This is a genomic window from Parageobacillus thermoglucosidasius, from assembly GCF_001295365.1.
Taxonomy (GTDB): domain Bacteria; phylum Bacillota; class Bacilli; order Bacillales; family Anoxybacillaceae; genus Parageobacillus; species Parageobacillus thermoglucosidasius.
The window spans coordinates 1,388,608-1,414,210 of the sequence record NZ_CP012712.1 but is presented as its reverse complement, the minus strand read 5'-3'; the positions used below and the strand labels follow the sequence as shown (position 1 = coordinate 1,414,210).

Sequence of the window (25,603 nt, the reverse complement as noted above, 5' to 3'; positions counted from 1 at the left end):
TTATGAAAACTGTGTTGAAACGGAAGGATTTCCCGAAAAAAGAGCTGCGCTTGTCGCAGCTCTTCACTATTCCTTTATCGTAATGCCGTATTGTTGGAACCATACGTGCACTTGGCCGAGATACGCCAACAGCTGCGGCCCTGTCATTAACTGCCCGAACCAAGGCGCTTGGAACGATTTACCTTCTGTTTCTACTAATTCTTCCAATTTTTTAGTATCGAAAAATTCGTAAAGAATCGACGAACGATCATGTAGTAATTCTTTTACCCAATTTTTTACTAACTTTGTATAAAGCGGATGGTGTGTTTTCGGATAAGGGCTTTTTTTGCGATAGAGCACTTCTTCTGGCAAAATCCCCTCAAGTGCCTTGCGTAAAATGCCTTTTTCACGGTTGCCATACATTTTCATTTCCCACGGAATGTTCCACACATATTCGACTAGCCGATGATCGGCGAACGGCACGCGGACTTCCAAACTTGCGCCCATGCTCATGCGGTCTTTTCGATCCAAAAGCGTCGTCATAAACCAAATCATATTCAAATAAAATAATTCGCGCCGTTTGGCATCTTCCGCGCTTTCTCCTTCCAGCCTTGGAACTTCGGCAATCGTCTTGCGAAAGCGCGTTTGCACATATTCATCGAGCCGCAGTTTCTTTTTCCATTCCTCTTTTAACAAATCAATCCGCGCTTCCGTCGACCGCATCCATGGAAATCCCCTTCTTTCTAAATCGTCAGGACGGTGAAACCAAGGATAGCCGCCAAAAATTTCATCGGCACATTCTCCGGATAAACTAACAACAAAATCTTTGCGGATTTGTCTGCAAAACCATAACAAAGAAGAGTCAACATCCGTCATGCCGGGGATATCCCGAACAACCACTGCCTCCCGCAAATGGTCAAACAGAGCTTCTTGACTAATAACACAATGGTGATGGACGGTTTGAAACGTTTCCGAGATGAGTTCAATAAAAGGAGTGTCCGCATTTGGTTGAAAATCATTGGCTTGGAAATATTGGTCGTTTCCTTCGTAATCAATAGAATACGTATGAAGCTGTCCTTTTCCTTCTTTCGCAAACACCGTTGCGGCAATGGCGGTAATGGAACTCGAATCAATCCCGCCGGATAAAAAAGTGCAGACAGGCACATCGGAAACAAGCTGGCGCGTAACAGCATCAATAAGAAGAAAACGCAATTTTTCCACCGTCTCATCCAGCGAGTCTCTATGCACATCGCTTTGCACATTCCAGTAGCGCCATACTCTTATCCCTTCGCGGGAAAACGTTAACGCGTGCGCCGGGCGCAATTCTTTCATTCCACGAAACACTCCGTGCCCGGGCGTCCGTGACGGGCCCAATCCGAATACTTCCGCCAACCCTTCCCCATCCACTTCCGCTTTAACATCCGGATGCGCCAAAATTGCCTTTAGTTCCGAACCAAATAAAATGCTGGCATGGTCATGCCGGTAAAAAAGCGGTTTTACGCCGAGCCGGTCTCGCGCTAAAAACAGCTGTCCGCGTTGTTCGTCCCAAATCGCAAAAGCGAAAATTCCGTTCAAATAGTCGACGCAGCGTTCTTTCCACTCCATATAAGCGGTTAACAATACTTCCGTATCCGAATGCCCCCGGAACGTATATCCTTTTTTTAACAATTCTTTGCGAATATCTTCCGTATTGTACAGTTCTCCGTTATAACAAACGGTATAATGATACCCGTTTTTTATTCTTGTCATCGGCTGTTTGCCACCTGCTGGGTCAACCACAATAAGGCGCTTATGCCCAAATGCGGCATGCTCGCTAAACCAAACATTCGTGTCGTCAGGTCCGCGTTTCGCCAACGTTTCTGTCATTTTAACGATCGTCTCTTTTTCTGTCCGCAAATCGCGCTGAAAATCAACCCAACCGGTGATACCACACATATGAACCAATCCTTTCTTTACAGATGAGAAAAAAGTTATTTTGTTTTCAGCGTAACTCGTTCCGTTCTCCATGTTTTGTTCAGCTGCGGCAATCGTCCTGTTTTCCCCGCGCCGCACTTTGCCATCCCGCTGTTCTTTTTCATTAATGCCTTCCGTATTGGCATGATTCCATTTTATGCAGCACTTCTCATTTCGATGAATTGTCCGATCGCAAGAACGATGCGTATAAATCAGGGACAATTTGGCAAAACAGAAAATAAAGGAGGAGAAAGAAAATTGGATATGGAACGTCGCCTTCCATTCATCAATGAACAAAAACGCGCTTACACGCAAGGAACAGTTGAATTTGCCAACGACGAATGGATCTTTTTTGATGAAGAAGATGAGGAAGCGTCGTTGCTTGAGGAGATGACAGAAGGGAGTATCGAGGTTTTCCGCCACGGCGATTGGATGTGCGGGCAACTTCAACAAGGCGGAATCATCGATACAGGCATCGGCTCTTTTCCTTTGCAAAACGGTGATCGCGTCCGGTTTCGCAAGCGGCTTCCGTACGCTTATCAGCAATGGCTCGAATCGCTTTCCGACAAAACGTTTTTTCATTTTGTGCAATGGTTAAATGAACACGGCTTTTCTTTATATGATTGCTTATATTGCTATAATGGCTTATTATTTGAAAAATACGCAGGCGTTAACTTTATCATTTACGATAACACCGAACTTGTCAGCAATGTCCAACATTACTATGAACGCGGAAACACATGCAGAGACCGCTTTGAAATCACATTTAACACCGGAAAACGGTTTGTTTGCGCGCAATCCGGATAGCGGGGAAAGAGCTTTGGCCTTTCCCCGTTTTTTCTTTTAAGGCTTGCCGACCGTTATATGCGCTGACAACTCTTCCGCAGTTGCCGGCCGATATAACGCGTATCCTTGCACATAATGGCACCGGAGCATTTTTAACAATTGAAGGTGCTCGTCCGTTTCAACCCCTTCAGCCACTATTTTCATCCCTAATCCATGCCCCATCGTAATCATCGCCTTAACAATCGCAATATCGGAAGAATTCGTATGGATCTGCTTAATAAATGAGCGATCGATTTTCAATATGTTTGCCGGTAAATTTTTTAAGTAACTAAACGAAGCGTATCCGCTGCCAAAATCATCAATGGCAATACCGACGCCGATCCGCTGCAATTCTTTCATTACTTGAATGCTGTGATGAAGATTGCGAAGCATAGAATTTTCTGTTAATTCTAAGTGTAAACAATCCGGAGAGAGCTGTGATTGCGCCAACGCCCGTTTAACATCATTAATAAAACTTTCGTGCTGAAATTGTGCCGCTGATACGTTGACAAATATCGAAAGTTGTTGATTGCCTAATGCTTGCCATTTTTTCGTTTGCTTACATGCTGTTTCCAATACCCATCTTCCAATTTCATGAATAAGACCTGTTTCTTCTGCCAGCGAAATAAATTCATCCGGCCTCACAAGTCCAAGCTTAGGATGGCGCCAGCGAATCAAAGCTTCGTTGCCGACAATTTTTCCTGTCGTTATATCGACAATCGGCTGGTAGCATAGAAAAAGTTCTCGTTTTTCCAGCGCCTTTCGCAAATATCTTTCCATTTCTAAACGATGCAGCGTTTCATCGTTCATTTTCGCAGAATAAAACTGGACGCGGTTTCCTCCGCTCCGCTTTGCCCTGCTGACAGCGATATCCGCGTTTTTCAACAGCGAATGTGCATCGACTCCATCGCTTGGATAAAAACTGATTCCAATGCTTGCTGTAATAAAAAATTCTTTTCCGTCATACACAATCGGTTTCGTCATTTCTTTGGCAATGCGAGTTGCTGTTTCAAACACCTTTTCTGAATGGATTTGCCCCGTTAAAAGCAAACAAAACTTATCCCCATGAAACCTTCCTAAATGCGCTTCAATTGGCAAAACATGGAGAATGCGCTGGACGACCTGTTTTAAAATTTCATCTCCCGCATAATGCCCTATGCTGTCATTAATGCGCTTAAAACGATCTAAATCGATGAAAACAACCGCCAGCTTCCGGTTTTTTCGTTTTGCCTTCTCCAATTGTTCGGTGATGATTTCCATAAACTTCGTCCGGTTTGGCAGATGGGTATCAGGGTCATAATACGCCAAATATGAAATTTTTTCTTCCGCTTTTTTCTGTTCGGTAATATCCCTGCCAATCCCATAAATCCCCACTTTTTTTCCATCGACAACAATCGGAACGTTCTTAATTTGGAACAATAATGGTTTCCCCGATTTTGTCGGTATTTCTAAATTATAATATTGGATTTTTCCGCGCAGCGCCCGATAAAAATGCATGCTGACGCGGCGCACATCATTCGGATGGATGTATTTTAAAGCGTTCGTATGCAATACTTCCTCTCTTTTGTAGCCAAGAACTTTCTCAAACGCGGGATTCACGTTCGTTAAATTGCCATGCAAATCGGTAGAATACACAATGTCTGTATTATGCTCAAAAAGCGATTGCGATATTTGCCCGCAAACGTGCAGCCGCTCCATTTCCCGGGAAGTGGCGGACAGTAAATGCGCAAGCGTCATCACTCCTTGCAAAGATTTTGGGATCGGCAAAGAAACGGAAGCTCCGCTGCCGGCTCTGTGGCGATTTTTTTCCGATAACGCGACCATGCTAAACGTTGCTGGATGCATAGGAGCATATCTATCTTTTGTTACTAGTTCGGCAAAAGAAAACGGCGTAAACGTTGGGGAAATTTGTTCCAGTGTTGCAGTGATTTGCTGCAGCGCGAGAGATACATAACCTTCCATGGCCATACTCTGATAGAAAAAAATCGCTTCCGCTGGTTTTTTCGCCAATTTCGTTAACTTATCAGACATATGCCAAAATAGCGACGGCAAAGGAACGAAACTAATCTTAACCATCTCGCCAGGATCGACGCGGCCGTTTATTTCAATCGAACCATCCTTATTTGCTTTTGCAACAGATAAACATTGTTTATGCCCGTTTTTCTCCACAACGAACGGAAACTCCGCACCGGAAAACGGCAAGCGCTCGATAAATTCCTTCCCTAAATAATGTTCCAACAATCTTGCCGCTTTTTTTCCATCCAGCTCGTATAATTTGTTCCCGCTACATTTCGTGACCCGAAAAGTGGCGCCAACCGGCTCCCATAAAAACGGGTGTGATAGTTGAACACGCAAAGAAGAACCGTTAAAACTAATCGCAACTATGCCGTCAGCGACAATCCCTTCATGTGAAAACAAACGCCCTCCTTCCTTCATCCGTCCTGCAATAATAACAGTTTGATCGTTTACTAACGGGATATGGCGAATAAGTGAATGAAAATTGCTTTCTTGATCGGTAAATAAAAGAAGAAGATTCGTTTCTTCGGTTATCAGCGCATCCGAAATATATGCCGCAAGCTCCAGTTCATTGGCAAACTCCTTATATGGCAGCAGCACAGAGTGAACGCTGACTTTTTCAAATACCGTAAAACAGATGTTAAACCGGCCGCCGGGATGGAAAGGATCGCCGCATGTCATGCCAAGCAGCTGCGCCTGCGGAAGACAGCGGCGAAGCAATTCGATTATTTTGCCAAGCTCAGACTGCCCTGTTTTATGCGCCGCTATCTGTACAAAAATATGTTCATATTGGGTAAGGTGGTGTTGTGTGATAAAATCATGCAATTGTTCTGCATCATGACAATAAAGACGGTATACGTTCATTATATTTCACCACACTTATGTGAATGTTAGAAAAATTTACAAAATATTCTTTCTATTAACATACCACATTTTTTCTATATGCAAAAGCGGCAATTCCGGATGGAACTGCCGCCTGTTTCAAAAAACATCAAATCCCAGCGGTAGCGATAATCCTAAAAATAGCGCGAGCGCAAACGCAATGATCCATTGAATCCACGCAGCTTTTGCGCTTTTTTCTTTTTTCATGCTGATTAAAACCATTTCCATCGCTCCGATCAGCCATAAGCCGGCAATCGTCTTGACAATATACAATATGGAAATGGAAGCGATGCTATGTAACAAAAGAAGACCGGTTATAATCGTCAAGATGTAAAACAGCCGGAGCACCATTTGCACGATTTTTGCTTTAGAAGATCCTGAACGCAGTAATGAAACGGCGACGAAAAATAATACAATCGTGATCAGCCAACTTGTTATATGCGCGTGTGTCATATCGTTCCTCCCTTTTCTGAAATTCATTATCATCATATCATGCAGCGAACGGAAAAAACAAACTTTAAACACGTGAAACGTTTGCCTGCTTATGGCGCGCAGACAAATGTCCGGATAAAATGCGCCCGCATATATAATTGCATTTTCTGCTATAATGAAAAAGGCAGCAATAACAATAACTAGGGAGGAAGCGGCATGAGTAAAACAGTGGAAATGATCCGTTTAACAGAGCAATACGGTGCCAACAACTACTATCCTCTTCCTGTTGTTCTCACCAAAGGAGAAAGAGTCTGGGTGGAAGACATAGAAGGAAATCGCTATATTGATATGTTAAGCGCTTACTCGGCGGTCAACCAAGGGCATCGCCATCCGAAAATTATTCAAGCGCTTAAAGAGCAAGCGGATCGCCTCACGCTAACTTCGCGTGCGTTCCATAACGATCAGCTAGGCCCTTGGTATGAAAAAGTCGCGAAACTGACAGGGAAAGATATGGTTTTGCCGATGAACACAGGCGCAGAAGCGGTAGAAACCGCTTTAAAAGCGGCGCGGCGCTGGGCGTACGACGTTAAAGGAGTCGAAAAAGATAAAGCGGAAATTATCGTTTGCGAAAATAACTTCCATGGCCGGACAATGGCAGCGGTATCGATGTCCTCAAACGAGGAATATCAACGCGGTTTCGGGCCGATGCTGCCGGGCATAAAAGTGATTCCATACGGCGATATAAACGCACTGAAGAAAGCGATTACAAAAAACACCGCCGCATTTATTTTTGAACCAATCCAAGGGGAAGCGGGCGTGCGCATTCCGCCGCAAGGCTTTTTGCAAGAAGCGCACGATGTATGTAAAGCAAACAACGTTCTTTACATTGCCGATGAGATTCAATCTGGTCTCGGCCGCTCCGGAAAAATGTTTGCTTGCGACTGGGAAAACATCATTCCAGATATGTACATCCTTGGAAAAGCGCTTGGAGGAGGTGTGTTTCCTATCTCTTGCGTAGCAGCCAACCGCGATATTCTCGGCGTGTTTAATCCTGGTTCGCACGGCTCGACATTCGGCGGAAATCCGCTGGCATGCGCAGTATCGAGCGCAGCCATTGACGTAATGATAGAAGAAAAATTAGCGGAGCGCTCGTTGGAATTGGGAAGCTACTTCATCCAAAAATTGCGGGAAATCCAACATCCAGACATTAAAGAAGTGCGGGGAAGAGGATTGTTTATCGGTATGGAACTTCATACTTCTGCCCGCCCATATTGCGAAAAATTGCAGCAAGAAGGGCTGTTGTGCAAAGAAACGCACGATACCGTCATCCGCTTTGCACCGCCGCTCGTCATAACAAAAGAAGAACTCGATTGGGCGATAGAAAAAGTGAAAAAAGTGTTTGCCCAATCATAAAAAGCGAAACGGGGCAGATACACAAAAAACGCCCCGTTTTTTCTTATTCCCCGATTTTATTTCTTAACGTCCCGATTCCTTTCACGGTAATTTCAACAACATCGCCTGTTTGCAAAAAGCGCGGCGGTTTCATTCCTTTTCCGACTCCCGCCGGCGTTCCAGTTGCGATAATATCCCCCGGTTCTAGCGTAATTCCGCGAGAAATCGTTTCAATAATTGTCTCGACATTAAAAATAAATTGTTCTGTACTTGCTTTTTGTCTTATTTCCCCATTTACTTTCGTCTCAATTTGCAGCTTATTTGGATTTTCAATGAGTGATTTATGGACGATCCATGGCCCCATCGGACAGAACGTATCTAAACTTTTTCCGAGCAAATATTGTTGATGCCGTTCCTGCAAATCCCTTGCTGTCACGTCATTGATAATCGTGTAACCAAATACGTAATCAAGCGCTTCTTCTTTGCGGATCGCCTTTCCGCGCTTGCCGATCACCACCGCCAGTTCTCCTTCGTAATCCAATTCGTCCGTCACATTGGCGTGGCGCAACACCGTTTCCTCATGTCCGATGACGGTTGTCGGCACTTTCGAAAATACAATGAGATGCTGCGGGATATCCGACTTTCCTCCTAATTCAATGGCGTGATCGACATAATTTTTTCCAACGCAAAAAATATTTTTCGCTGGACGTGGAATCGGCGCAAGCAACCGAACGTCACGCAAAGAATATACATATTGCGCAGACGGGTTTTCTTTCGCCCATGCAACAATTTCCTTCACATTATGAAGAAACTCATCCCCTAATCCGATGCATTCTAATAATGACGAAGGAATCGTTGCTTGTTGGCGCATCGCCTGTTCGGCACGACATAAATGGACAACTTTCTCCTCTTGCTCCATTGCTCCGACAAATATTTCGTTGCCGCGCTGCGCTGTCACAAATCTCATTGCAAAATCTCCTTCCCAATTGGAATATACACAACTTGTTCATATTCGTTCTTTGCGCGAAAATCCCTGCTGTTTGTTGAATTTTGTCTAAATTAGTAAAATTATCACTTATTTTAACGAATACCTTTCCTTTTTCGTCGCCATATGTATAATAATGTTTAGCTCCTTTCACTCGTTAGCTCCCTTATTGTCGCACCCATTGTTTATAGTGCCACTGTCAAGTGCAGGCATCGTTTATCCTTAAATAAAATTTAATATGAATGGATGCAGGAGAATAAAAAAATGTCCTCTACCATAAAAAGATTGATGGTGAATACAATGGTCAATGTTTTAATCGAGGAAAAGCGACAACAGATGATCGAATTGGCATTGACGCACGGATTTACCGCTAAAGAAACGATTCAATGCAGCCAAGAATTGGACGAACTGATTAATCGGTATTTGCGGGAAACAGCGCTGATCGATCACTCTTCCTCCCCCTTCCCTCAGTAATGTAGCGCATTAGGAGGGGCTTTTTATTTGCGGAAGAACCGCTTTTTCCCATAAGCCATTCAAGCGGACCGATCCGAAAAATTGCCGGCAGGTGCAATATAGTACCGCCCAAGCCGGTGACTGTTACAACGAGGGAAACAGGAAGAGATGAATCATATTCTGATTTTTAAACATTATTCTTCATTAAGCGGCATTCCGCCCAACAGCGTGTGCCCCACACCCTCTGCTCCATTCCTGCAAAGGCGTTTGGCGGCTCTTTCCCGCTCATCGGATAGGCATGGCATCAAACACATCTCCGCTGAACTTCTTATGAAAACATTTTACATCTTATAACAGATTCAATGTTCATGTTGAACATGCCAAGCCGCTCCCCGCAATTCGATACCGGTCCGCTTTGGCAATGGCTCATCGCTTTATATTAATTGACATAACGTCCCGTTTTTCCGATGGAATCCCAATACTGTTTGCGCAAATGTACTTTTTGGATTTTTCCCGATGCTGTTTTTGGCAATTCATCGACAAACGTAACGCCGGTAATCGCTTTAAAATGCGCCAGCTTTTCACGCGAAAAGGCAATCAGCTCTTCCTCTGTCACTTCATGCCCCGTTCGGACGACAACAAATGCGTGCGGCGTTTCCCCCCATTTTTCATGCGGCGCAGCGATGACCGCCGCTTCCAGCACTGCTGGATGCTCATATAAAACTCCCTCTACTTCAATGGAAGAAATATTTTCTCCGCCGCTGATAATGATATCTTTTTTCCGGTCGACAATGTCAATGTATCCATATTCATCGACCGTTCCCATATCGCCAGTATACAGCCAGCCGTTACGGATAGTCTCCATCGTTGCCTCTGGGTTTTTCCAATACCCTTTCATCACATTGTTGCTTCTTATAACAAGCTCTCCAATCGTTTTGCCATCATGCGGAACTTCGTCACCATGTTCGTCCACTACTCTTACATCGCAACCGATCATCGGATAACCTGCTTTCGCTTTCAGGCGGTACTGTTTTTCCTGCGGCAAATCGCGCAAATGAGAACGGATTTGGGAAACTAGGTTAAGCGGGGAAGACTCTGTCATGCCGTACACTTGGATAAATTCCCAGCCGAGATCTTGTTCCACGCGCGTGACAAAGGATGGCGGCGGCGCAGAACCAGCGATCACAACGCGGACTGGATGGTCGATGACCGGCTTATGCTTGTCATAATACTGCAAGAGCATGTTTAATACGGTCGGCGCCATATGCATAACGCTTACCTTGTATGTTTGGATATAATCAAAAATCACCTTGGCATCGACTTTCCGTAAACCGATTTGCGTCGCTCCGTTCGCCGTATAATAAAATGGCGATCCCCATCCGTTAACATGAAACATCGGCAATATATGCAAATACGTATCTTCGTCGGAAACGCGGAGATGATGCATGGATATTAACGCGTGAAGATAATTGTTGCGATGTGTCAACATGACCCCTTTTGGATTTCCTGTCGTTCCGCTTGTATATAAAAGGCTACATACATCATTTTCATCGATGTCCGGCCGGTCAAACGGCGTGTTTGGATGCTGCGCCAGCCATTCATCGTAAGCGATTTCATTTGTTTCCTCATCTTTTTGATGGACAATAATCGTCTTTATCGTCTGCAGCTTTTCCTTAATTGGCACGATCAAATGATATAAATCTTGGTCAACAAACAACACTTTGCTTTCGCTATGGTTTAAAATAAACAAATAATCATCCGGTTTCAGGCGCGTATTCAGCGGGACCATGATTGCTCCAAGCTGAAATACGCCGTAAAACCCTTCTAACATTTCCAGCGTATTTGGCGCCAAATAGGCGACCCGATCCCCTTTTTCAACGCCTAATTGTTTCAAACCGTGAGAAAGCCGATTGACCCGCTCGTTTAATTGTTTGTATGTAAGCGTTCGGCCAGAGCAAATCATTGCCGTTTTGTCTCCGTACAATGAAACAGCCCTATCCAAAAATTGTGTCAATATTAATGGCACGTTCATTATCCCATCCCCCTATTAAATATTTTAGAAAATTCACAATTATATTATACATTATTTTTTATTATTACACTATACGTATAAAAAGAAAAAAGATGGTCTTTTTTCATTGCGACCATCCTAATTATTTCCGCGTACTCCCGAATCTTTTATATCAGGATCAAACGTATTGGTGACATTGCAAAATGTGTTTGTCAGCAAAAAATCGCCTGTATTCCCTCCACCTGCTCCTGAGTTTGCTTTCGTTGTGCTTTTTGGAGCGATTTGCAGCACATCGCCCATATTTACTGTCCCGTTTCCGCTTACACTCGTTACTTTAATTCCTCCGATAATCGTCGCCGGCATATCCATTCCCCTTTATCGTTTTATTATTACCATCCTATGACAAAAAAATCGATTCGTCTGGACATCCATCGCACGTTTAACCGTTTTCTCTTTTTTTCATACATTAACAATAAACATATCACTTAAAGGAGGAAACGTATGCCGTCATTTATCAGTGGCCCAATCAAAATTACCCATGTGAGCGGAGACGGAACGGTGAATTTTGGAGACGTATTACAAATTGCTCCAAAAAGTACGCTTAAATCAAATACCGGCTCTGGCGGCAACAATAATGGTGATTTTCTACAAACAAACACGTTCACCAGCTTCACAAACACCAGCGATCCGGATGTCGCTGATTCCAATACTACCGCAAATAATTAAAGTGCTCACCTTTTGGCCGCCGTGCCCATACACTATCGTAAGAACGAGAGAAAGGTGCATTTCTTATGCCAGCATTTGTCGGAGTCGTCAAATTAAATAGCATCTCAAGCAGCGGCGTATTTCATATTGGAGACGTGTTTGCGATTTCGCCCCAAAGCGTTGCCAAAACCTTTGCCGGCGCCGGCTCTTTTAACACGGGAGATGGTCTGCATATTTACAACTATTATAGCAATACAAATACTAATGACGCGGATATCGCCGATGAAAATGTAGTAGCCAACGTTTAAAGGAGGAGAAGAAATTGAATTTTTACATTAATCAAAGTATATGCATTTACCAATTGAAAATTGGCTCTGTCACGAACTCATCCGTGCTGCAAATCGGCAGTGCAGGCAGCATCCAAGCACTTTCCACATTAATGAATACCGGAGGATACACCGAACAGGCTCCTGAGGCAATCGCTACCGCTCCGCTTGCAGAAGAAATAGTCGGTCCTCTCGTCCCGCTTCATTCAGCAGGCCGCTAGAAAATCAGGAAAATGGTGCTGACAACAACTGGTCGTCCATATACTGAAATAAGAGGGCCATTGGAGAGGATGGGTTCACAATTATGTCCCTATATGATTATTTGGCAAAGTTACAGCGCTATTTGTCATGGCAAACAAAAAAAATACAGGCATTAGAGCAGCGGCTTCTCCTCCTAGAAAAGCAGTTAAAAGAACTGGAACAGCAACCGCGCACCAATATTGAACGAATCGAATATAAATTTGACCAATTAAAAGTAGAAACATTGGAAGGAACATTAAATATTGGCATTACTCCTAACGGTGTTGGCAGCACTATTGAAGATTTTGCCGTTCAACCAGGAAAAACGGTTGTTCCGAAGCCGGAACCCGTCTTATTCCGCAACATTCAGGAAAAAGTTCACGCTTATTTAGAAAAGGAAGCAAAAGAAACTATAAAAAAATTCGAAACACAATACGCGCACCGCCTTGATGACACATACCGGCATTTTATTTTGCAAGACATCGCCCGGCAAGTAGATGAACGAATTCGTTTTTATTTGCATCAAAAAATGAATAATGGATATGTTCCTACATCGGATAAAGAGGAGGCCGTCGTTAACGAAATTTTCCAAAAAGTAAAAATGGATATTGAACAATCGATCGACCTTTTCCTAAAACATTTGCCAAAGCAAGGAGGAGAATGATGAATTATACTGTGATCAACCGGGATGTTCATATTGGCGATATTCATTTAATCGCTGTCACAAGTTCCGCCGTTTTTTTAATCGGCGATGCGGATGTCATTAATATCGCGTCCGCTTTTGACACTCCTCCGGAATCATTAATCATCGGACCTTTCGTTCCGCTTATCCAAAGAGGGGGGCAAGGATGAAGCGAACATCGATCGTCCAATTCTTTCATGGGGAAGCGATCCTTTTCAGTTCTGTTTTGCAGATTGGAGACTCACAGAAAATCACCTCCCGTGCTCGCGTTCTTGCTGTTCAGCGGCAATATGAGCTATTTTTTGGAAACGAAGGGGAAAGCATTTTTCCTGTTTTTACAAAAACAATTCCGAAATTGCAATCAGGCCGCCGCAACATTTCGCTGCAAACACTCCAGCAATCGCCTGTTATCTCCGTCCGTTCCATTCGTATACTAGCGGTTTCCACTGCTGGCGTGGTGCATATCGGTTCCACATCTACCGTTGATGCGGAAGCAAGAATTAAACATATCCGCCAGCTTGCTCCGAATGCTTCAGCATCTTCTATGAGAAATACCCAAACAACTTCACCAATAACAAGGGATGGAGAATAATGCCTTCTGTCGTCGGACCTATAAAAATTAATAATGTCAGCAGCGGAGCGGTTGTGCAAATGGGAGATTGCCTTTATATCGCTCCAAAAGTAGCAACCAAAACAATGACTGGTTCAGGGGGATTCAATACGGGAGATTTTATCATTACCAACAATGGCATCAATTTAACAAACACATTTGACTCTGACGTGTTTGACAGCAACGTGGCTGCAAACAATTAGCAAAGCCGCCGCTCCCTTTCAGGAAACGGCAGCTTTGCATTTTATTTTGTAAAAGCTACATCACTTCTAACCTGACTCTCGTTCCCCGCCCAGCCGGCTCCGCCGGCTCAACAATAAGCCGTTTCGGCAAGCGGGCGCGGATTTCTTGCACATGGCTGATTACTCCGACAGACAGCCGCTGCGAATGAAGTTTTTCCAGTGCAGAAATAACCGTATCAAGAAGCTCCGCATCCAATGTGCCAAATCCTTCATCCAAAAAGAAAAATCGAAGCGGATATTCCCCGCGTAGCTGAATTTGCGCCGACAGCGCCAAGGCAAGCGACAATGACGTTAAAAACGTTTCCCCGCCTGATAATGTGGTCACTGGCCGCTTAACCCCGCCATTGGCATCATCGCGAATGAGAAAGCCTCCTTGCGAGTCGATTTCCAGCGAATAGCGCTGTCTCGTCAACGAGCTTAACCGCTCGGAAGCCATTCTCGTCACTTGAATGAGCTGTTCTTCCGCCAAAAATTCGACAAAGCTGTTGCCTTTTAAAATCGACTGCAAATGTTTATAACGGTCCGCAAGAGCGGTCAGCTCTTGCTGTTTTTTCTCTAATTCTACAAAACGTTTATGTTTTTCCGTCAATTCTTCCACTTTATTTTGCGCGGCGCCAACTTGCTGCATCGTGCCGTCTACCTGTTGTTTCACTTCTTCGTACACAGCCTGCAATTGTTCCCATTGTTGTTGGTTAATCGTTTCGCCGCCCATCGCTTCAGCAAGCTGCTCAAGGCGGTGCTGGGCATGTTGCACTTTCTGCCAATAATCGTTGATTTGCTGCTCCCACTCGGACCGTTTTTCCTCTGCTGCCTTTGCTTCTTTCACTTCGTTTTCATCGGCAAACGCCGTTTTTTCCAATTCCCGCAGCCAACGCGATCTCGCTTCTTCATACTGCGCTTTTCCTTCTTCCAATGACTGCTGTATCGCTTTCGCCTCTGCATCCAACGTTTGATACTGTTTTTGCGCCTGCAGCCATCGTTGATAGGCTTGTTCTTCCCCGCTTTTTAAATGAAGCAACTGCTGCTCGATGTGCAGAAGTTGCTCTTCCATTTGTACCGTTCCTGCTTTTTCTAACAATTGTTGTTTATAGCTGTCGATCTGCTGCTGTTTAGCTTTGTGCAGCGAAACGAGGCGGACTTTTTCTGTTTCTATCTCCTGCAATTGCTGGGCCAATTGTTCTTTTTCGCTTAATTTTTTGTCGAGAAACGGGATGCTGTCATCAATCCGTTTTTGCAACTGTCGGACGGTTTCTTCGCGTCTCCGCATTTGGTCGCGGATCACTTCGATCTCGGTAAAAGAAAAGTCGGCATATTTTTCGCGCCAGCTTGCTTGTAATTGGTTGTATTCGCGCAAACGAATCTGCCATTCCGTTTGCAGCTCTCGTATATCTTTCTCAAGCAATCTCATTTCTTGTTCGATCGCTTGTTGCGCCGATTCGGCATCGCGCCATTTTTGCAGCGCCTGCTGAACGGCTTCTTTTAACTGTAAACAATCTTGCTGGAGCGCCTTCACTTCCACGGCAATATCGATATCTTCTTCTACTTTCCATTTACTTACGTCCAACCGTTGAAACGTCCACTCATTCCCAATAAATTGCGCCATCTGCTCCAGCTGTGCTTTTAGCGCATGCAGCATTTGCATATAAGATTGCCCATGTTTTACTTGCTGTTCAAACATGGCGATCTTTTCGTCGCTGCCGCTGTCATGGTGCTCATATACATACGGATTCGGATGCTCGCATGACCCGCAAACAGGGCATGGTTCTCCTTGGCGAAGCTGTTTGGCAAGCACTGCTGCCATCTCCGCAGTTTTCGCCTGTTCCGTTTTTTCCCGTTCTTGTTCCAAATGTTGCTCATACCGATAGATGAGTTTTTCAAGCTGCCATTGCCGCTCACAAACAGAATGATAGATTTTTTCTATCTTTTGAAATAAAAGGCGCAATTTTTCGTTTGCCGTTTCGGCTTGCCGTTTCCGTTTTTCCGCTTCTTCGCTTGCTTGCTGCTGCGCTTGCTGTTTTTGCGCCAACCGCTGCTGAATATGTTGGAGCGCATCTGCTATTCTTTCGATTTGTTGTTTTTCATCATATGCCTGTTCAATCACTTCCTTCTGCTCTATAGAAGCTAAATGCTTTTGCAATTCTGTTTTCAGCATCTGTTGTTTTTCGATCCCGCGTTCATATAATGCGGCCGCTTCCTGCCACAGCTCGCGTTTTTTCCGTTCTTCTCCTTCTACCTCGCGGATTTGTTTTTCCATTTCATTTAGTTCCGCTTCAAGGGAACGGATTTGCGCCGCCAACTGTTTCGCTTGGGTTAACTGTTCTTTTTTTGCCAACAAGCGAGGCTCGGAAGCGGCTTTTTCTTGGCGAATATGCTCATAATGGCGCATCGCTTTTTCATGCAGCGCTGCGGCCTGGGCGAGCTTTTGCCGCAATTCGTGCTGTTTTTGCTGCGCATTGGCAACAAATCGGCGCGCTTCCTCATACCGCTCAAGATATGGCCACATTCGTTCCGCTTGTTCCGCGCGTTCTTTTTTATTTTCCAATGCGCGAATATGCGGTTCTTCCGCGGAAAGGCGCGCCAGTTCCGCTTCGAGTTCCTTTTTTTCCGTTTGCCATGCCCATAATTGCTTATTTCGTTCGATTTTTCTTTCCATATCATGCAATTCTGCTTTCCACTTTTGTAATAACTCCCGGAACATGTCCAATTCTTGTTTGGCCCGCTCGACCGCTTCTTTCGAGGCGTCTCCTAACCCCGTCTTCTCAGCGATCACTTCATTTAACTCGCTAGTAATGGCGGCAAGTTTCTCTTTTAATTTTTTGTTCAGCTTATCGCCATACGGCTCTAAATGAAAAAGGCGCTGCAGCATCTGCCGGCGTTCGGCGCCCTTCAATGACAAAAATTCTGCGAATTTTCCTTGCGGCAACACAACAGCGCGCGTAAAATCTTTCATTGTCAAACCAAGCAATTGCTCTACTGCTTTATTGACTTCTGTCGATTTATCCGCCAGCACCACATTTTCGGCGCCAACTTCGATCAGCCGGCATATGCCGCTTTTTAACCGCCATTCATCGCCGCGTTTAAAGCTGCGCTCCACCGTATAGCGCTTCGTGCATGAAGCGTTTTCTAACTCAAACGTAAAAGAAACGAACAGCTCGTTTTCCGCATGATTCATAATCCCATGCGTATTGTTTGGCGCGCGCTCCACACTGCCAAATAGCGCAAGTGTCATCGCGTCTAAAATCGTTGATTTTCCGCTTCCTGTTGGACCGAAAATACCGAAAACGCCGCCTTCGCACAGCGATTGGAAATCAATCGTTTGTTTTTCGCGGAAACTGTGCAAACCAGCTATCGTTAACGAAATCGGCTTCACTCTTCCGTCTCCCCCTCTTCTTCCTGTTCCGTCACTAATTCTAAAAACAAGCGGACAAGCTCGTCATCCGCTTTGCCGCCGCCTGTTTGGCGTTCATAAAAACGGCGGAACATCTCTTCCAATGATAATTGCTCTCGTCTGTCACTCTCGATATGCTCTTCTTTTTCTGGAAAGACTGGACGAATATGAACAAAACCAGAATGAAGCTTGCGCAACCGGTAAATTTCTTCCATCGATAACGGCTGTGAAAGGTGAATTTCTAAATCGATCCATGCAGATGCGTCTTTTCCTTCCTCGCACCAGCGATATACTTGGGCAATCCCTTCTGTCGCCCGCCATCTTACTAGCGGTTTGCCAGACGACAACGGAATTTCGGAAACCGCCGCCGTTTCCCCTGGTTTTACATCGACAATCGTAACCGATTTGGCGTATCCTGCTTCGGAAAAGCTATAGGCAAGCGGGGAGCCGGAATAGCGCGCCGCTGTCTCCGCTCGTTTAACATCTTGCGGCCGATGCAAATGGCCGAGCGCGACATACTGGGCTTGTTTTGGCAAACTAGCGGCAGACACCGTGTAGGCGCCTCCGACCTCAATCGGCCGCTCTGAATCGGATGTGCTTCCCCCCGCGACATAAATATGGCTCATGGCTACGTTTACCGTCTTTTCCGAAAACGAAGCAGCCATCGTCGCAAACAAATGGCGAATCCGCTCGTCGTATCGGTCGCGCAAAGAAATTTCCGAATGTTCTTTGGACAGCAGCTCCGCTAAACGGGATTCCGAAGGATACGGGAGCGGAGCGAGCATCATCGCTTCGTTTCGCGCCGGCACTTCGATGCGGTAGACCGCCGTATCCGGCCAGCCGATCAAAAGGATTCCATAATCGGCTACTAATTTCGCGGCAGCGCTAATCCGCTCAGGATGATCATGGTTGCCGGCAATAACGGCGACGGGCCGTTTTCCTTTATCGGAAAGGCGGGCGAGACTTTCATAAAACAATTGCTCAGCTGCCGCCGGCGGGTTGACAGAATCGAACACATCTCCCGCCATAAGCACGACATCAATTTTTTCTTTTTCGACGATGTCGGCAAGTTCATCGATAAATTGCTCCTGTTCCGGCAGCCGGCTTCTCCCTTCCAGCGTTCTTCCTAAATGCCAGTCGGCTGTATGTAAAATGCGCATACGCCTCGTTCCTTTCTCATTGAAAAATATTAGGAAGGGGGCTCCATCTTTTCCGTTTTTCCTTAAATCGGAAGAAGATGAGAGCCATCAAATAAATATAAATAACATTCATCCACATTCATTTTCCAAATTTGTTCCACAGCGCGGCGATATAATTGCATTTGTGTTTGATAACGGGAGAGCATCACCTGTTTTGCTTCGCGCCACCCTCCTGCGAACCTGTTTACTGCATCGGTTTTAAAGTCGATTAATACAAGCCCTTTTTCGTCGGCAAACAAACAGTCAATGACACCTTGGACGAGAATGTTTCCTTCTTTGCCAACTCCATCTCCGTACACTTCTTTTGCCGGCAGCGCCAAGCTAAACGGTATTTCCCGGTGAACTTCGCTAGCAGTGCGGAGGCGCTTGCCGATTTCCGTATCGAAAAATGCAACAATACTCGAAACGTTAACCGCTTCCGCCTGCTCGTGCGTTAACAGCTCCATTTGCACTAATTTCGCTATTTGCTCGCGAACCGCTTCTTCCGTAATCGGCACTGTCAAATCAACATGCCGCATCACGATGTGCATCGCTGTTCCTTTTTCCGCTGGTGTCAATGTTTTTTCTCTCATAAACATAGGCCGTTCAAACAGCGGCGTGGAAAATGAATGAAGCAGCATTATATCCGCGTTTTCCCCGAAAATTTCACGGTGCCGTTTTAATTCGGAGACCGCCTGCTTCGCGCGGACAAGCGTTTCTTTCTCATATGCATACTTCCATGAAAGGAGACGCTGCACTTCTTCTGCATATCCCCCTGTTGGAACACGCTCTCCCCGCTTCAGAGCAGTGGCGATTTGTTCATCCAACCGCTCTGTTTCTTGGTTGGCGTCATGCAGTTCTCTAGCCGGAACTATCGTTATGCGCCAAACGGATGGATGGGAAGCGACTTCTCGGCAAACATGGGACAAGTCGCCTAAGCGTTGCCCGTCGCGGTGGCGGATGAGCGCCCTTCCGATCCAGTCTAAATAACAACGCGCCGCAGCGCGGACATCATCCGGCAAAAGCCACTCTTCTTCGGCCGCAGTGCTTTTCCATTTGTCTATTTCCTTTTGCGCATCTTTCACCGCCGCAACTAAGTATAGCTTCTCTTTCGCCCTCGTTAGCGCGACGTATAAAATTCGCATTTCTTCTGCCAAATAATCGAGCCGTTTTTTCTGCCTGATCGCGATTTGCGGCAATGTCGGATAGCTGATGCGCAGCTTCGGATCAACAAAACGCGCCGCAAAACCGAGTTCTTTATCAAGCAAATACGATCCATATAAATCCCTTGTGTTAAACGGACGCGCCAAACCAGTGACAAAGACGATCGGAAATTCAAGCCCTTTGCTGCTATGTATCGTCATAATGCGAACAACATCTTCTTGTTCGCCAAGCGCACGCGCTGCTCCTAAATCATCGCCGCGTTCTTGCAGGCGCTCGATAAACCGCAAAAAGCGGAACAGCCCGCGAAATGACGTCGCTTCATATTGACGCGCCCGGTCATAAAGCGCGCGCAAATTCGCCTGGCGCTGCTTTCCGCCTGGCAAACCGCCGACAAAATCATAAAAGTGCGTATCCCGATAGAGCTGCCAAATCACATCCGCCAATGAACGCTGCCGCGCCATCGTCCGCCATTGATGCAGCTGTTCGTAAAAAAGGCGCAATTTTTGCTGCAGCATTTCCTCTTCCTTGTTATCCGCCGCTTTATGTAAAAATGACATCATCGCCTCATAAAACGTGCCTTTTTTCTCATGAATGCGGATCAGCGCTAACTCATTTTCGTTTAAGCCGACAATGGGAGAACGCAAAACCGACGCAAGCGGGATATCTTGATATGGATTATCGATCACCTTTAATAACGACAGCATGACAGCTATTTCTGTCGCCTGAAAATATCCGGAAGACAAATCCGCATACACCGGAATACCTTGTGCACGAAATTCTTCCATTATTTGCGGAGCAGCCGTCATCGAACGGAGGAGAATGACGATGTCCCGATACATGGCGCGGCGCATCCGCTTTGCTTTGCGATCAAAGACATGCAGCGGCTCAGAGACGATCTCCTTTATTTTTTTGGCCATCATGCGCGCTTCGAGCTGGGCTGCCGCCAGATCGTTTGCGTCCAATTCCCCGCTTTCTTCGCCTTCTTCGCTATTCCGGTCAATCACGATCAGCTCTGGCGCAGCATGCTCACTGTCTGGATAGTCAACGGCGCCATATTTTAGTTCCGCCGTTTCGTCATATTCGATCTCCCCGACTGTTTCCCCCATAATTTGCTTAAAAATAAAGTTCGTGCCGTGCAAAACTTCCGCGCGGCTGCGAAAATTATTGGACAAATCGATTTTCATTCCCGGGTGTGTGCCGTCTGCCGTAAACCGTTTGTATTTGCTTAAAAATAACAGCGGTTCCGCCAAGCGGAAGCGGTAAATGGATTGCTTAACATCACCCACCATAAACAAATTTCCACCTTTTGCCACAAGCTGCAATATCGCTTCTTGCACCATGTTCGTATCTTGATACTCATCGACAAGCACTTCGATAAATTGGGCACGATAATCCAAAGCGGCATCAGATGGAAGCCATTGCCCGTCAGCAGAATCAGGATGGCGCAAAATTTGCAAACAATAATGTTCCAAATCGGAAAAATCAACGATTCCTTTTTCGCGTTTACGCGCTTGAAACATTTCCGCAAACCGTTTTACGAGCCGAACAATCGTTTCAACAATTGGTTTCATTTCCCGCATATGGTGAAGCCACGTAGCCGGTCGGAGCGAAAACACATTGTCGCGCAACGATTCTAATTTCTTTTTCGCTTGATCGCGCAATGAATTGGCTTCTTCGAGCAGCTGCGGGTCATATTCATCACCGCGGCACGATTTTAAACGTGATAGCGATAATGACTGAAACGCTTCATACAGCTCGTCCCATGAGCGTTCCAACAACGTTTCCAAATGGGCAATGATCCGCAAATCATCGCGGTAATTTTCGGCGCGCGGCAGCGGGCCCCCAGGCAAATTCGCGAGCTGCAGCGCCTTTGAAACAAGGCGTTTCGCCGCATCCAATTCCATCTTTACATACCTTTTCATCCAAGAAATATATGGAATTTCCTCCAATCGGTCATTTTCATCAACATCATACATTGCGACAAGCTGATCAAGCCATTTGCATGGTTCAGGATGAGATTGGGAAAACTCATGGATGGCTAAAATCATTTCTTGCAGCTCGGCGTCGCTCCGATCTCCTGTATAGCGGTCCACAATGTCAAAAAACGGCTCGTTGTCTGCTTTTCCATATTCTTCTTCGAGCAGTTCCTCCATCACTTCTTCTTTCAGCAATTCCGCTTCCGTGTCATCAGCAATGCGAAATACGGGATCGATATCGATCAAATAGTAATATTTGCGAACGACATCCAAACAAAACGAGTGAATCGTGGAAATCGAAGCGCGGTTCAACAGACTAAGCTGTCTCCGCAAATGAAGCGAATTTGGCTGTTTGTCCAGCTCGCGCTCGATCGCTTCTGCAATTCTCGTTTTCATTTCCGACGCAGAAGCGTTTGTAAACGTCACGACAAGAAGCCTGTCGACATCCACCGGGTCTTCTTTCGCTGTAATTTTTTGGATGATCCGTTCGACAAGCACTGCCGTTTTTCCCGATCCCGCCGCTGCTGCTACTAAAATGTCGCGTCCATCCGCCACAATAGCCTTCCATTGTTCATCCGTCCACTGACTTTCCTTCGTCTTCGGACGAAAAACGTTACTCATCGAAGTCCTTCCCTTCCGATAATTTTTGCACAATTTCATGATTTTCTTGCGGAACTAACAGGCGATAGCGATTGTTTGGAAACGATTCGTCAAACTGGCAAACTGGCTTAAACGCACAAAACTCGCAAGGCGTCTGCTCTTTCAGCTTGTATGGTGCAACATCAACGATTCCATCGATAATTTGCATGCCGATCATTTGAAACAGATGCCGGATGTGCCGGCGGAGATGCCAAAAATTCTCCTCGCTGACGACAGAAGATTTGGCGTGAATCGCCCCTTTTTTCGTAATTTGCGCCGGAACGATCAACGACCATTTTCCTTCCTCCATTTGCGTGTCCATCAAGCGGATTGCTTCCACATCCCCAAGCAAAAGACCGCGCATTTTAAATTGTTCCAGCAGCTTCCGTTCCGCTTCTTTTTCATCATGAAGGAGCTGGTCGCTTTTAATAATCGGATTGTGCACATGGAAATAAAGAATTCCGGCCGGAAAAGCTTCTTTGCCGACCAGCTGTTCCGCATATGTGAGCACAATGTCTAAGTAAGTGAGAATTTGCAGCGCCAGACCATAGTACACTTCTGCTAAATTGAGCGTTTTGGCGCTTGATTTATAGTCAATGACACGCAGCAGCACTCCTCTCGAACTTTCCGCTTTATCAACGCGATCGATGCGTCCGACAAGCTCCATTACCGTTCCGTCCGGAAGGCGGAACGTAAGCGGCGGAAGTGCGCCGTTTGGCCCAAATTCCAGCTCGAGGCCTATCGGCACAAAGCCGCTTGCCTTGGCGTGCTCACTTAATACGTTTGTCGTCCGCGCAACAACGTTCTGCAGCTTCCGCTTCATATAATGGTAACGATTGGAGCTGAGCAGCACTTGCTGCTGAATGAGCGGCGCAATTTGTTCTACTGCTTCGGCTGACAACTGTTCACATTGTTGTTTGGACAAATAGCGCCAATCTATTTTTGCTTCACGGAGGCGGTCGGAAATGATTTTCAGGGCGTAGTGAAACAGCTGCCCGATATCAGGAGCATCAAGCCGAAAAACATCCCGCTCCTTCAGCCGCAATCCATGAGAAACAAAGTGGGAAAACGGGCATTTTTGAAACTGCTCCATGCGCGATACGCTCGCCTGAATTTTTTTTCCGTACAGCCGCTTGCTTATTTCTTTTTTCAGCGGCGTTGCCGCATTCGTATAAAACAGCCCGGCAATCGCTTTGCGCGCCTGCTTTCTCCATTGCGGATCGCTTGCGTAAAAGTTATATACATCCCACCAAAGCGGCGCAATCGAATAATGCCGCTTCCATGCTTGCAGCTGCGCCACAAGATATGTCAGCGTCGCCCGCGGAACGGTGATAAATGCTTGTTGTTCCGCATGCTCCGCATCAAGCGGATCATTACCGCAAACATGCTTTTGTAAATTCGGGAATAAATCGGCAAGCTGCTTAATAATGAGCGAAGGCGAGAGCGCCTTTCCTTCTTCGTTTGCCAGCGGATATGTCACATACAGGCGTTCGCTTGGGCACGTTAATGCTAAATAAATGAAAAACGGTTCATAAAACAGCTGTTCTCTTCCCCCCGGCGCGACTCTCGTTCCAAACTGCTGCAAAATCTCTCGTTCCGTTTCGGCGAGCAATCCGTCTTCTTTCGCTTTCGCCGGGATGACCCCTTCATTTACGCCAACAATAAACGCGCATTTGACATCAATAAGCCGCGAGCGGTCTAATTGGGCGATAATCACTTGGTCGATCGCAGGCGGAACGAGCGAAAACTCAAGGCGGTCAAGCCCCGTTTCGATAATTTTCGCAAACTCCGCCAGCGGGACCGGCTCGCTTCCTAACATATCGACATATTGATTGAATAAATCAATCACCGCATTCCATACTTGCTCATGCTGCCGCGCTTCCATCAGCCTTCCTTGTTCTTCCGCTTCCTTGCTCATTTTCTCTAGCTTTCTAGGAATTTGCAATTCTTCTAAAAACAAATAAATCGCTTCGCAAAGGCTCCTGCCGTCTTTCGCTCTGCGCATGCGGCGTTCTAGCTTTGAAAGCGGTGCTGCAATCATATCGCGCCATTGATTCAATTTTTCTTCATATTGCTTTTCCTCATCTGTTTGCGGGACGGATAGCCCTTCCAACGCTTGGTAGCGGCGATATGTCCACCGTTCGCCATTCGTCCACTTTTCCCCTTTAATCCCGTATGCAAGAACATAGTTTTCCAGCCGGTCCATCGCTTCGCGCAGCGTAGCGGTATCTTCTCCCACTGGAAATAGTAAATCGGTTTTAATGGCACGAAACACCGATTCGTAGCGCCAGCGCGATGTTATAATTTCCATGCTGGCCCGCAGCAACTCAATAAGCGGATGGTGGTGCATCGACTCTTTTTCATCCATAAAATAAGGAATATGAAAATCAGAAAAAATGGTTTTCACTAAATCACGATAATCTTCCGTATTGCGGACAATCAAAGCGATATCGCGGTAACGATATCCTTCGTCACGAACAAGGCGGACGATTTCGCGGGCAATCGCTTCGACTTCCGCGCGGCGGTTTGCCGCTTCATATACGATGATGGAATCCGTTTTTTCCGGGAAAGCGACGGCGGGGCGGGCATGATAATGCGCTTCCAGATGGGCAAGCGCCCCTTCTTGATGTCGCATATTTTTTTCGAGAATGATGGCATCTTCCAGTGCGATTCCGTTTGCCAACGCCATTTGGCGAATATCATGATACGTTTTCGCAGTTAAATAAAATAAATGTAGCTCATTTGGCAGCCAATCGTCGTACGGGGCATCCACCGTTAATGAAACAGTGACGCGCTTGCAATGAATAAGCAGCTGTTCAAGCACCATATACTCCTGCGGCGTAAATTGATGAAACCCGTCAATATAAATTTCCGCATTCCGCAAATAGCGGGAGTGCGGGATTTTTTCAGCAAGCAATCGCAAATAGTCTTCAGAATGTATGTAATGATTCAATAAGCTTCTCTCAAGCTCCTCATAAACGATAGATATATCGTTTAACTTATCCGCTAACACCTTTTCGGCCGGTCTTTTTCCTTGTTCTTCCAAGAATTTGACATGTTCGCGAAGATGCTGCGGAGCAACACAGTAGCGCTTGCATTCTGTAATCATATCGTGAAGCTGTTGAATAAAGCCCGCTTTATCGACAGCACGGCCAAATAATTTCAATTGTTGCTTCCGATGTTCGACAATTTTCCGAATCATCATCTGCATGCCAATCTCATTAATATGGTACCGGCTCATTCCGCCCGTTTCTTGCAAAACGCGCCACGCCAACCGCGTAAAGCTAAACACCTGCGCCCGCATCATTCCGGCCAATCCTGGTGTATGTATTAATGCATATTCCGATTGAAACGTCATTTGTTCCGGAACAAGATAAACAATCGGGTTCCCTTTCGGATCTTCTTTCAGTTTATCGCGAATTTCGTTAAGACATGTCGTTGTTTTTCCGCTTCCGGATCTTCCTAAGAGAAATCGGAGCGACATCGGCATCACCTTCATTTTCCTCTATTTCCTTTATTGTAGCA

Annotated in this window: 20 protein-coding genes; 10 read left to right on the top strand and 10 right to left on the bottom strand. The window is 45.8% G+C overall.

Features of this window, described 5'->3' with window-relative positions; all coding sequences use genetic code 11:
* Window positions 1-66: 66 nt before the first annotated feature.
* A complete protein-coding gene (gene asnB, locus AOT13_RS07000; RefSeq protein ID WP_042383723.1) occupies window positions 67-1,914 on the bottom strand; it encodes an asparagine synthase (glutamine-hydrolyzing) in 1,848 nt (615 codons plus the stop codon).
* A gap of 276 nt (window positions 1,915-2,190) precedes the next feature.
* Here asnB and AOT13_RS06995 point away from each other — a divergent pair, with 276 nt between their 5' ends.
* Complete coding sequence (locus AOT13_RS06995) at window positions 2,191-2,739, top strand: DUF2777 domain-containing protein (RefSeq protein WP_013877339.1); 549 nt, start codon at window positions 2,191-2,193, stop codon at window positions 2,737-2,739.
* A 36-nt stretch (window positions 2,740-2,775) separates the two neighbouring features.
* Here AOT13_RS06995 and AOT13_RS06990 read toward each other — a convergent pair whose 3' ends face one another.
* Complete coding sequence (locus AOT13_RS06990) at window positions 2,776-5,637, bottom strand: EAL domain-containing protein (RefSeq protein ID WP_042383659.1); 2,862 nt, start codon at window positions 5,635-5,637, stop codon at window positions 2,776-2,778.
* 117 nt (window positions 5,638-5,754) lie between these two features.
* On the bottom strand, window positions 5,755-6,108 hold the full coding sequence (locus tag AOT13_RS06985; protein ID WP_003252468.1) for a YisL family protein: 354 nt from the start codon (window positions 6,106-6,108) through the stop codon (window positions 5,755-5,757).
* Window positions 6,109-6,303: 195 nt separating this feature from the next.
* On the opposite strand from AOT13_RS06985, the gene AOT13_RS06980 reads away from it, so the two are divergent.
* Window positions 6,304-7,500 (top strand): ornithine--oxo-acid transaminase, encoded by a 1,197-nt coding sequence (locus tag AOT13_RS06980; protein WP_042383661.1) that lies wholly within the window; start codon window positions 6,304-6,306, stop codon window positions 7,498-7,500.
* A gap of 43 nt (window positions 7,501-7,543) precedes the next feature.
* On the opposite strand, the gene AOT13_RS06975 is transcribed toward AOT13_RS06980, so the two are convergent.
* Window positions 7,544-8,446: a fumarylacetoacetate hydrolase family protein gene (locus AOT13_RS06975; protein WP_042383664.1), complete on the bottom strand. Its 903-nt coding sequence runs from the start codon at window positions 8,444-8,446 to the stop codon at window positions 7,544-7,546.
* Window positions 8,447-8,728: 282 nt separating this feature from the next.
* On the opposite strand from AOT13_RS06975, the gene AOT13_RS06970 reads away from it, so the two are divergent.
* Complete coding sequence (locus AOT13_RS06970; protein WP_013401489.1) at window positions 8,729-8,938, top strand: aspartyl-phosphate phosphatase Spo0E family protein; 210 nt, start codon at window positions 8,729-8,731, stop codon at window positions 8,936-8,938.
* A 418-nt stretch (window positions 8,939-9,356) separates the two neighbouring features.
* On the opposite strand, the gene AOT13_RS06965 is transcribed toward AOT13_RS06970, so the two are convergent.
* A complete protein-coding gene (locus tag AOT13_RS06965) occupies window positions 9,357-10,949 on the bottom strand; it encodes a fatty acid--CoA ligase (RefSeq protein WP_003252474.1) in 1,593 nt (530 codons plus the stop codon).
* A 117-nt stretch (window positions 10,950-11,066) separates the two neighbouring features.
* Window positions 11,067-11,291: a spore germination protein gene (locus tag AOT13_RS06960; protein ID WP_003252476.1), complete on the bottom strand. Its 225-nt coding sequence runs from the start codon at window positions 11,289-11,291 to the stop codon at window positions 11,067-11,069.
* A 138-nt stretch (window positions 11,292-11,429) separates the two neighbouring features.
* Here AOT13_RS06960 and AOT13_RS06955 point away from each other — a divergent pair, with 138 nt between their 5' ends.
* The 7 genes from AOT13_RS06955 to AOT13_RS06925 all read left to right on the top strand — a co-directional run bounded on the left by AOT13_RS06955 (window position 11,430) and on the right by AOT13_RS06925 (window position 13,694).
* On the top strand, window positions 11,430-11,654 hold the full coding sequence (locus AOT13_RS06955) for a spore germination protein (RefSeq protein ID WP_013401491.1): 225 nt from the start codon (window positions 11,430-11,432) through the stop codon (window positions 11,652-11,654).
* A 65-nt stretch (window positions 11,655-11,719) separates the two neighbouring features.
* On the top strand, window positions 11,720-11,941 hold the full coding sequence (locus AOT13_RS06950) for a spore germination protein (RefSeq protein ID WP_003252478.1): 222 nt from the start codon (window positions 11,720-11,722) through the stop codon (window positions 11,939-11,941).
* Window positions 11,942-11,955: 14 nt separating this feature from the next.
* A complete protein-coding gene (locus AOT13_RS06945; protein ID WP_042383666.1) occupies window positions 11,956-12,180 on the top strand; it encodes a spore germination protein GerPB in 225 nt (74 codons plus the stop codon).
* An 83-nt stretch (window positions 12,181-12,263) separates the two neighbouring features.
* Window positions 12,264-12,863, top strand: a complete 600-nt coding sequence (gene gerPC / locus AOT13_RS06940; protein WP_003252482.1) for a spore germination protein GerPC — start codon at window positions 12,264-12,266, stop codon at window positions 12,861-12,863.
* Entirely contained in the window at window positions 12,863-13,051 is a 189-nt protein-coding gene (locus AOT13_RS06935) for a hypothetical protein (RefSeq protein WP_003252483.1), read from the top strand. The genes gerPC and AOT13_RS06935 overlap by 1 nt, the downstream gene beginning before the upstream one ends.
* Window positions 13,048-13,473 carry a spore germination protein GerPE gene (locus AOT13_RS06930; protein ID WP_003252485.1) on the top strand — a complete coding sequence of 142 codons (426 nt, stop codon included), beginning with the start codon at window positions 13,048-13,050 and terminating at the stop codon, window positions 13,471-13,473. The genes AOT13_RS06935 and AOT13_RS06930 overlap by 4 nt, the downstream gene beginning before the upstream one ends.
* Complete coding sequence (locus tag AOT13_RS06925; protein WP_003252487.1) at window positions 13,473-13,694, top strand: spore germination protein; 222 nt, start codon at window positions 13,473-13,475, stop codon at window positions 13,692-13,694. The genes AOT13_RS06930 and AOT13_RS06925 overlap by 1 nt, the downstream gene beginning before the upstream one ends.
* Before the next feature lie 55 nt (window positions 13,695-13,749).
* Here the strand turns inward: AOT13_RS06925 and AOT13_RS06920 are convergent, their stop codons facing one another.
* The 4 genes from AOT13_RS06920 to addB form a co-directional block, all read right to left on the bottom strand.
* Window positions 13,750-17,103, bottom strand: coding sequence for an AAA family ATPase (locus AOT13_RS06920; RefSeq protein ID WP_013401492.1), 3,354 nt, complete (start codon window positions 17,101-17,103; stop codon window positions 13,750-13,752).
* Window positions 17,100-18,281, bottom strand: a complete 1,182-nt coding sequence (locus AOT13_RS06915; protein WP_003252490.1) for an exonuclease SbcCD subunit D — start codon at window positions 18,279-18,281, stop codon at window positions 17,100-17,102. The genes AOT13_RS06920 and AOT13_RS06915 overlap by 4 nt, the downstream gene beginning before the upstream one ends.
* Before the next feature lie 62 nt (window positions 18,282-18,343).
* Window positions 18,344-22,060, bottom strand: a complete 3,717-nt coding sequence (gene addA / locus AOT13_RS06910; RefSeq protein WP_042383669.1) for a helicase-exonuclease AddAB subunit AddA — start codon at window positions 22,058-22,060, stop codon at window positions 18,344-18,346.
* On the bottom strand, window positions 22,053-25,562 hold the full coding sequence (gene addB, locus AOT13_RS06905; protein ID WP_279612802.1) for a helicase-exonuclease AddAB subunit AddB: 3,510 nt from the start codon (window positions 25,560-25,562) through the stop codon (window positions 22,053-22,055). Before addB ends, addA begins: the two co-directional genes overlap by 8 nt.
* Between the last annotated feature and the right edge of the window lie 41 nt (window positions 25,563-25,603).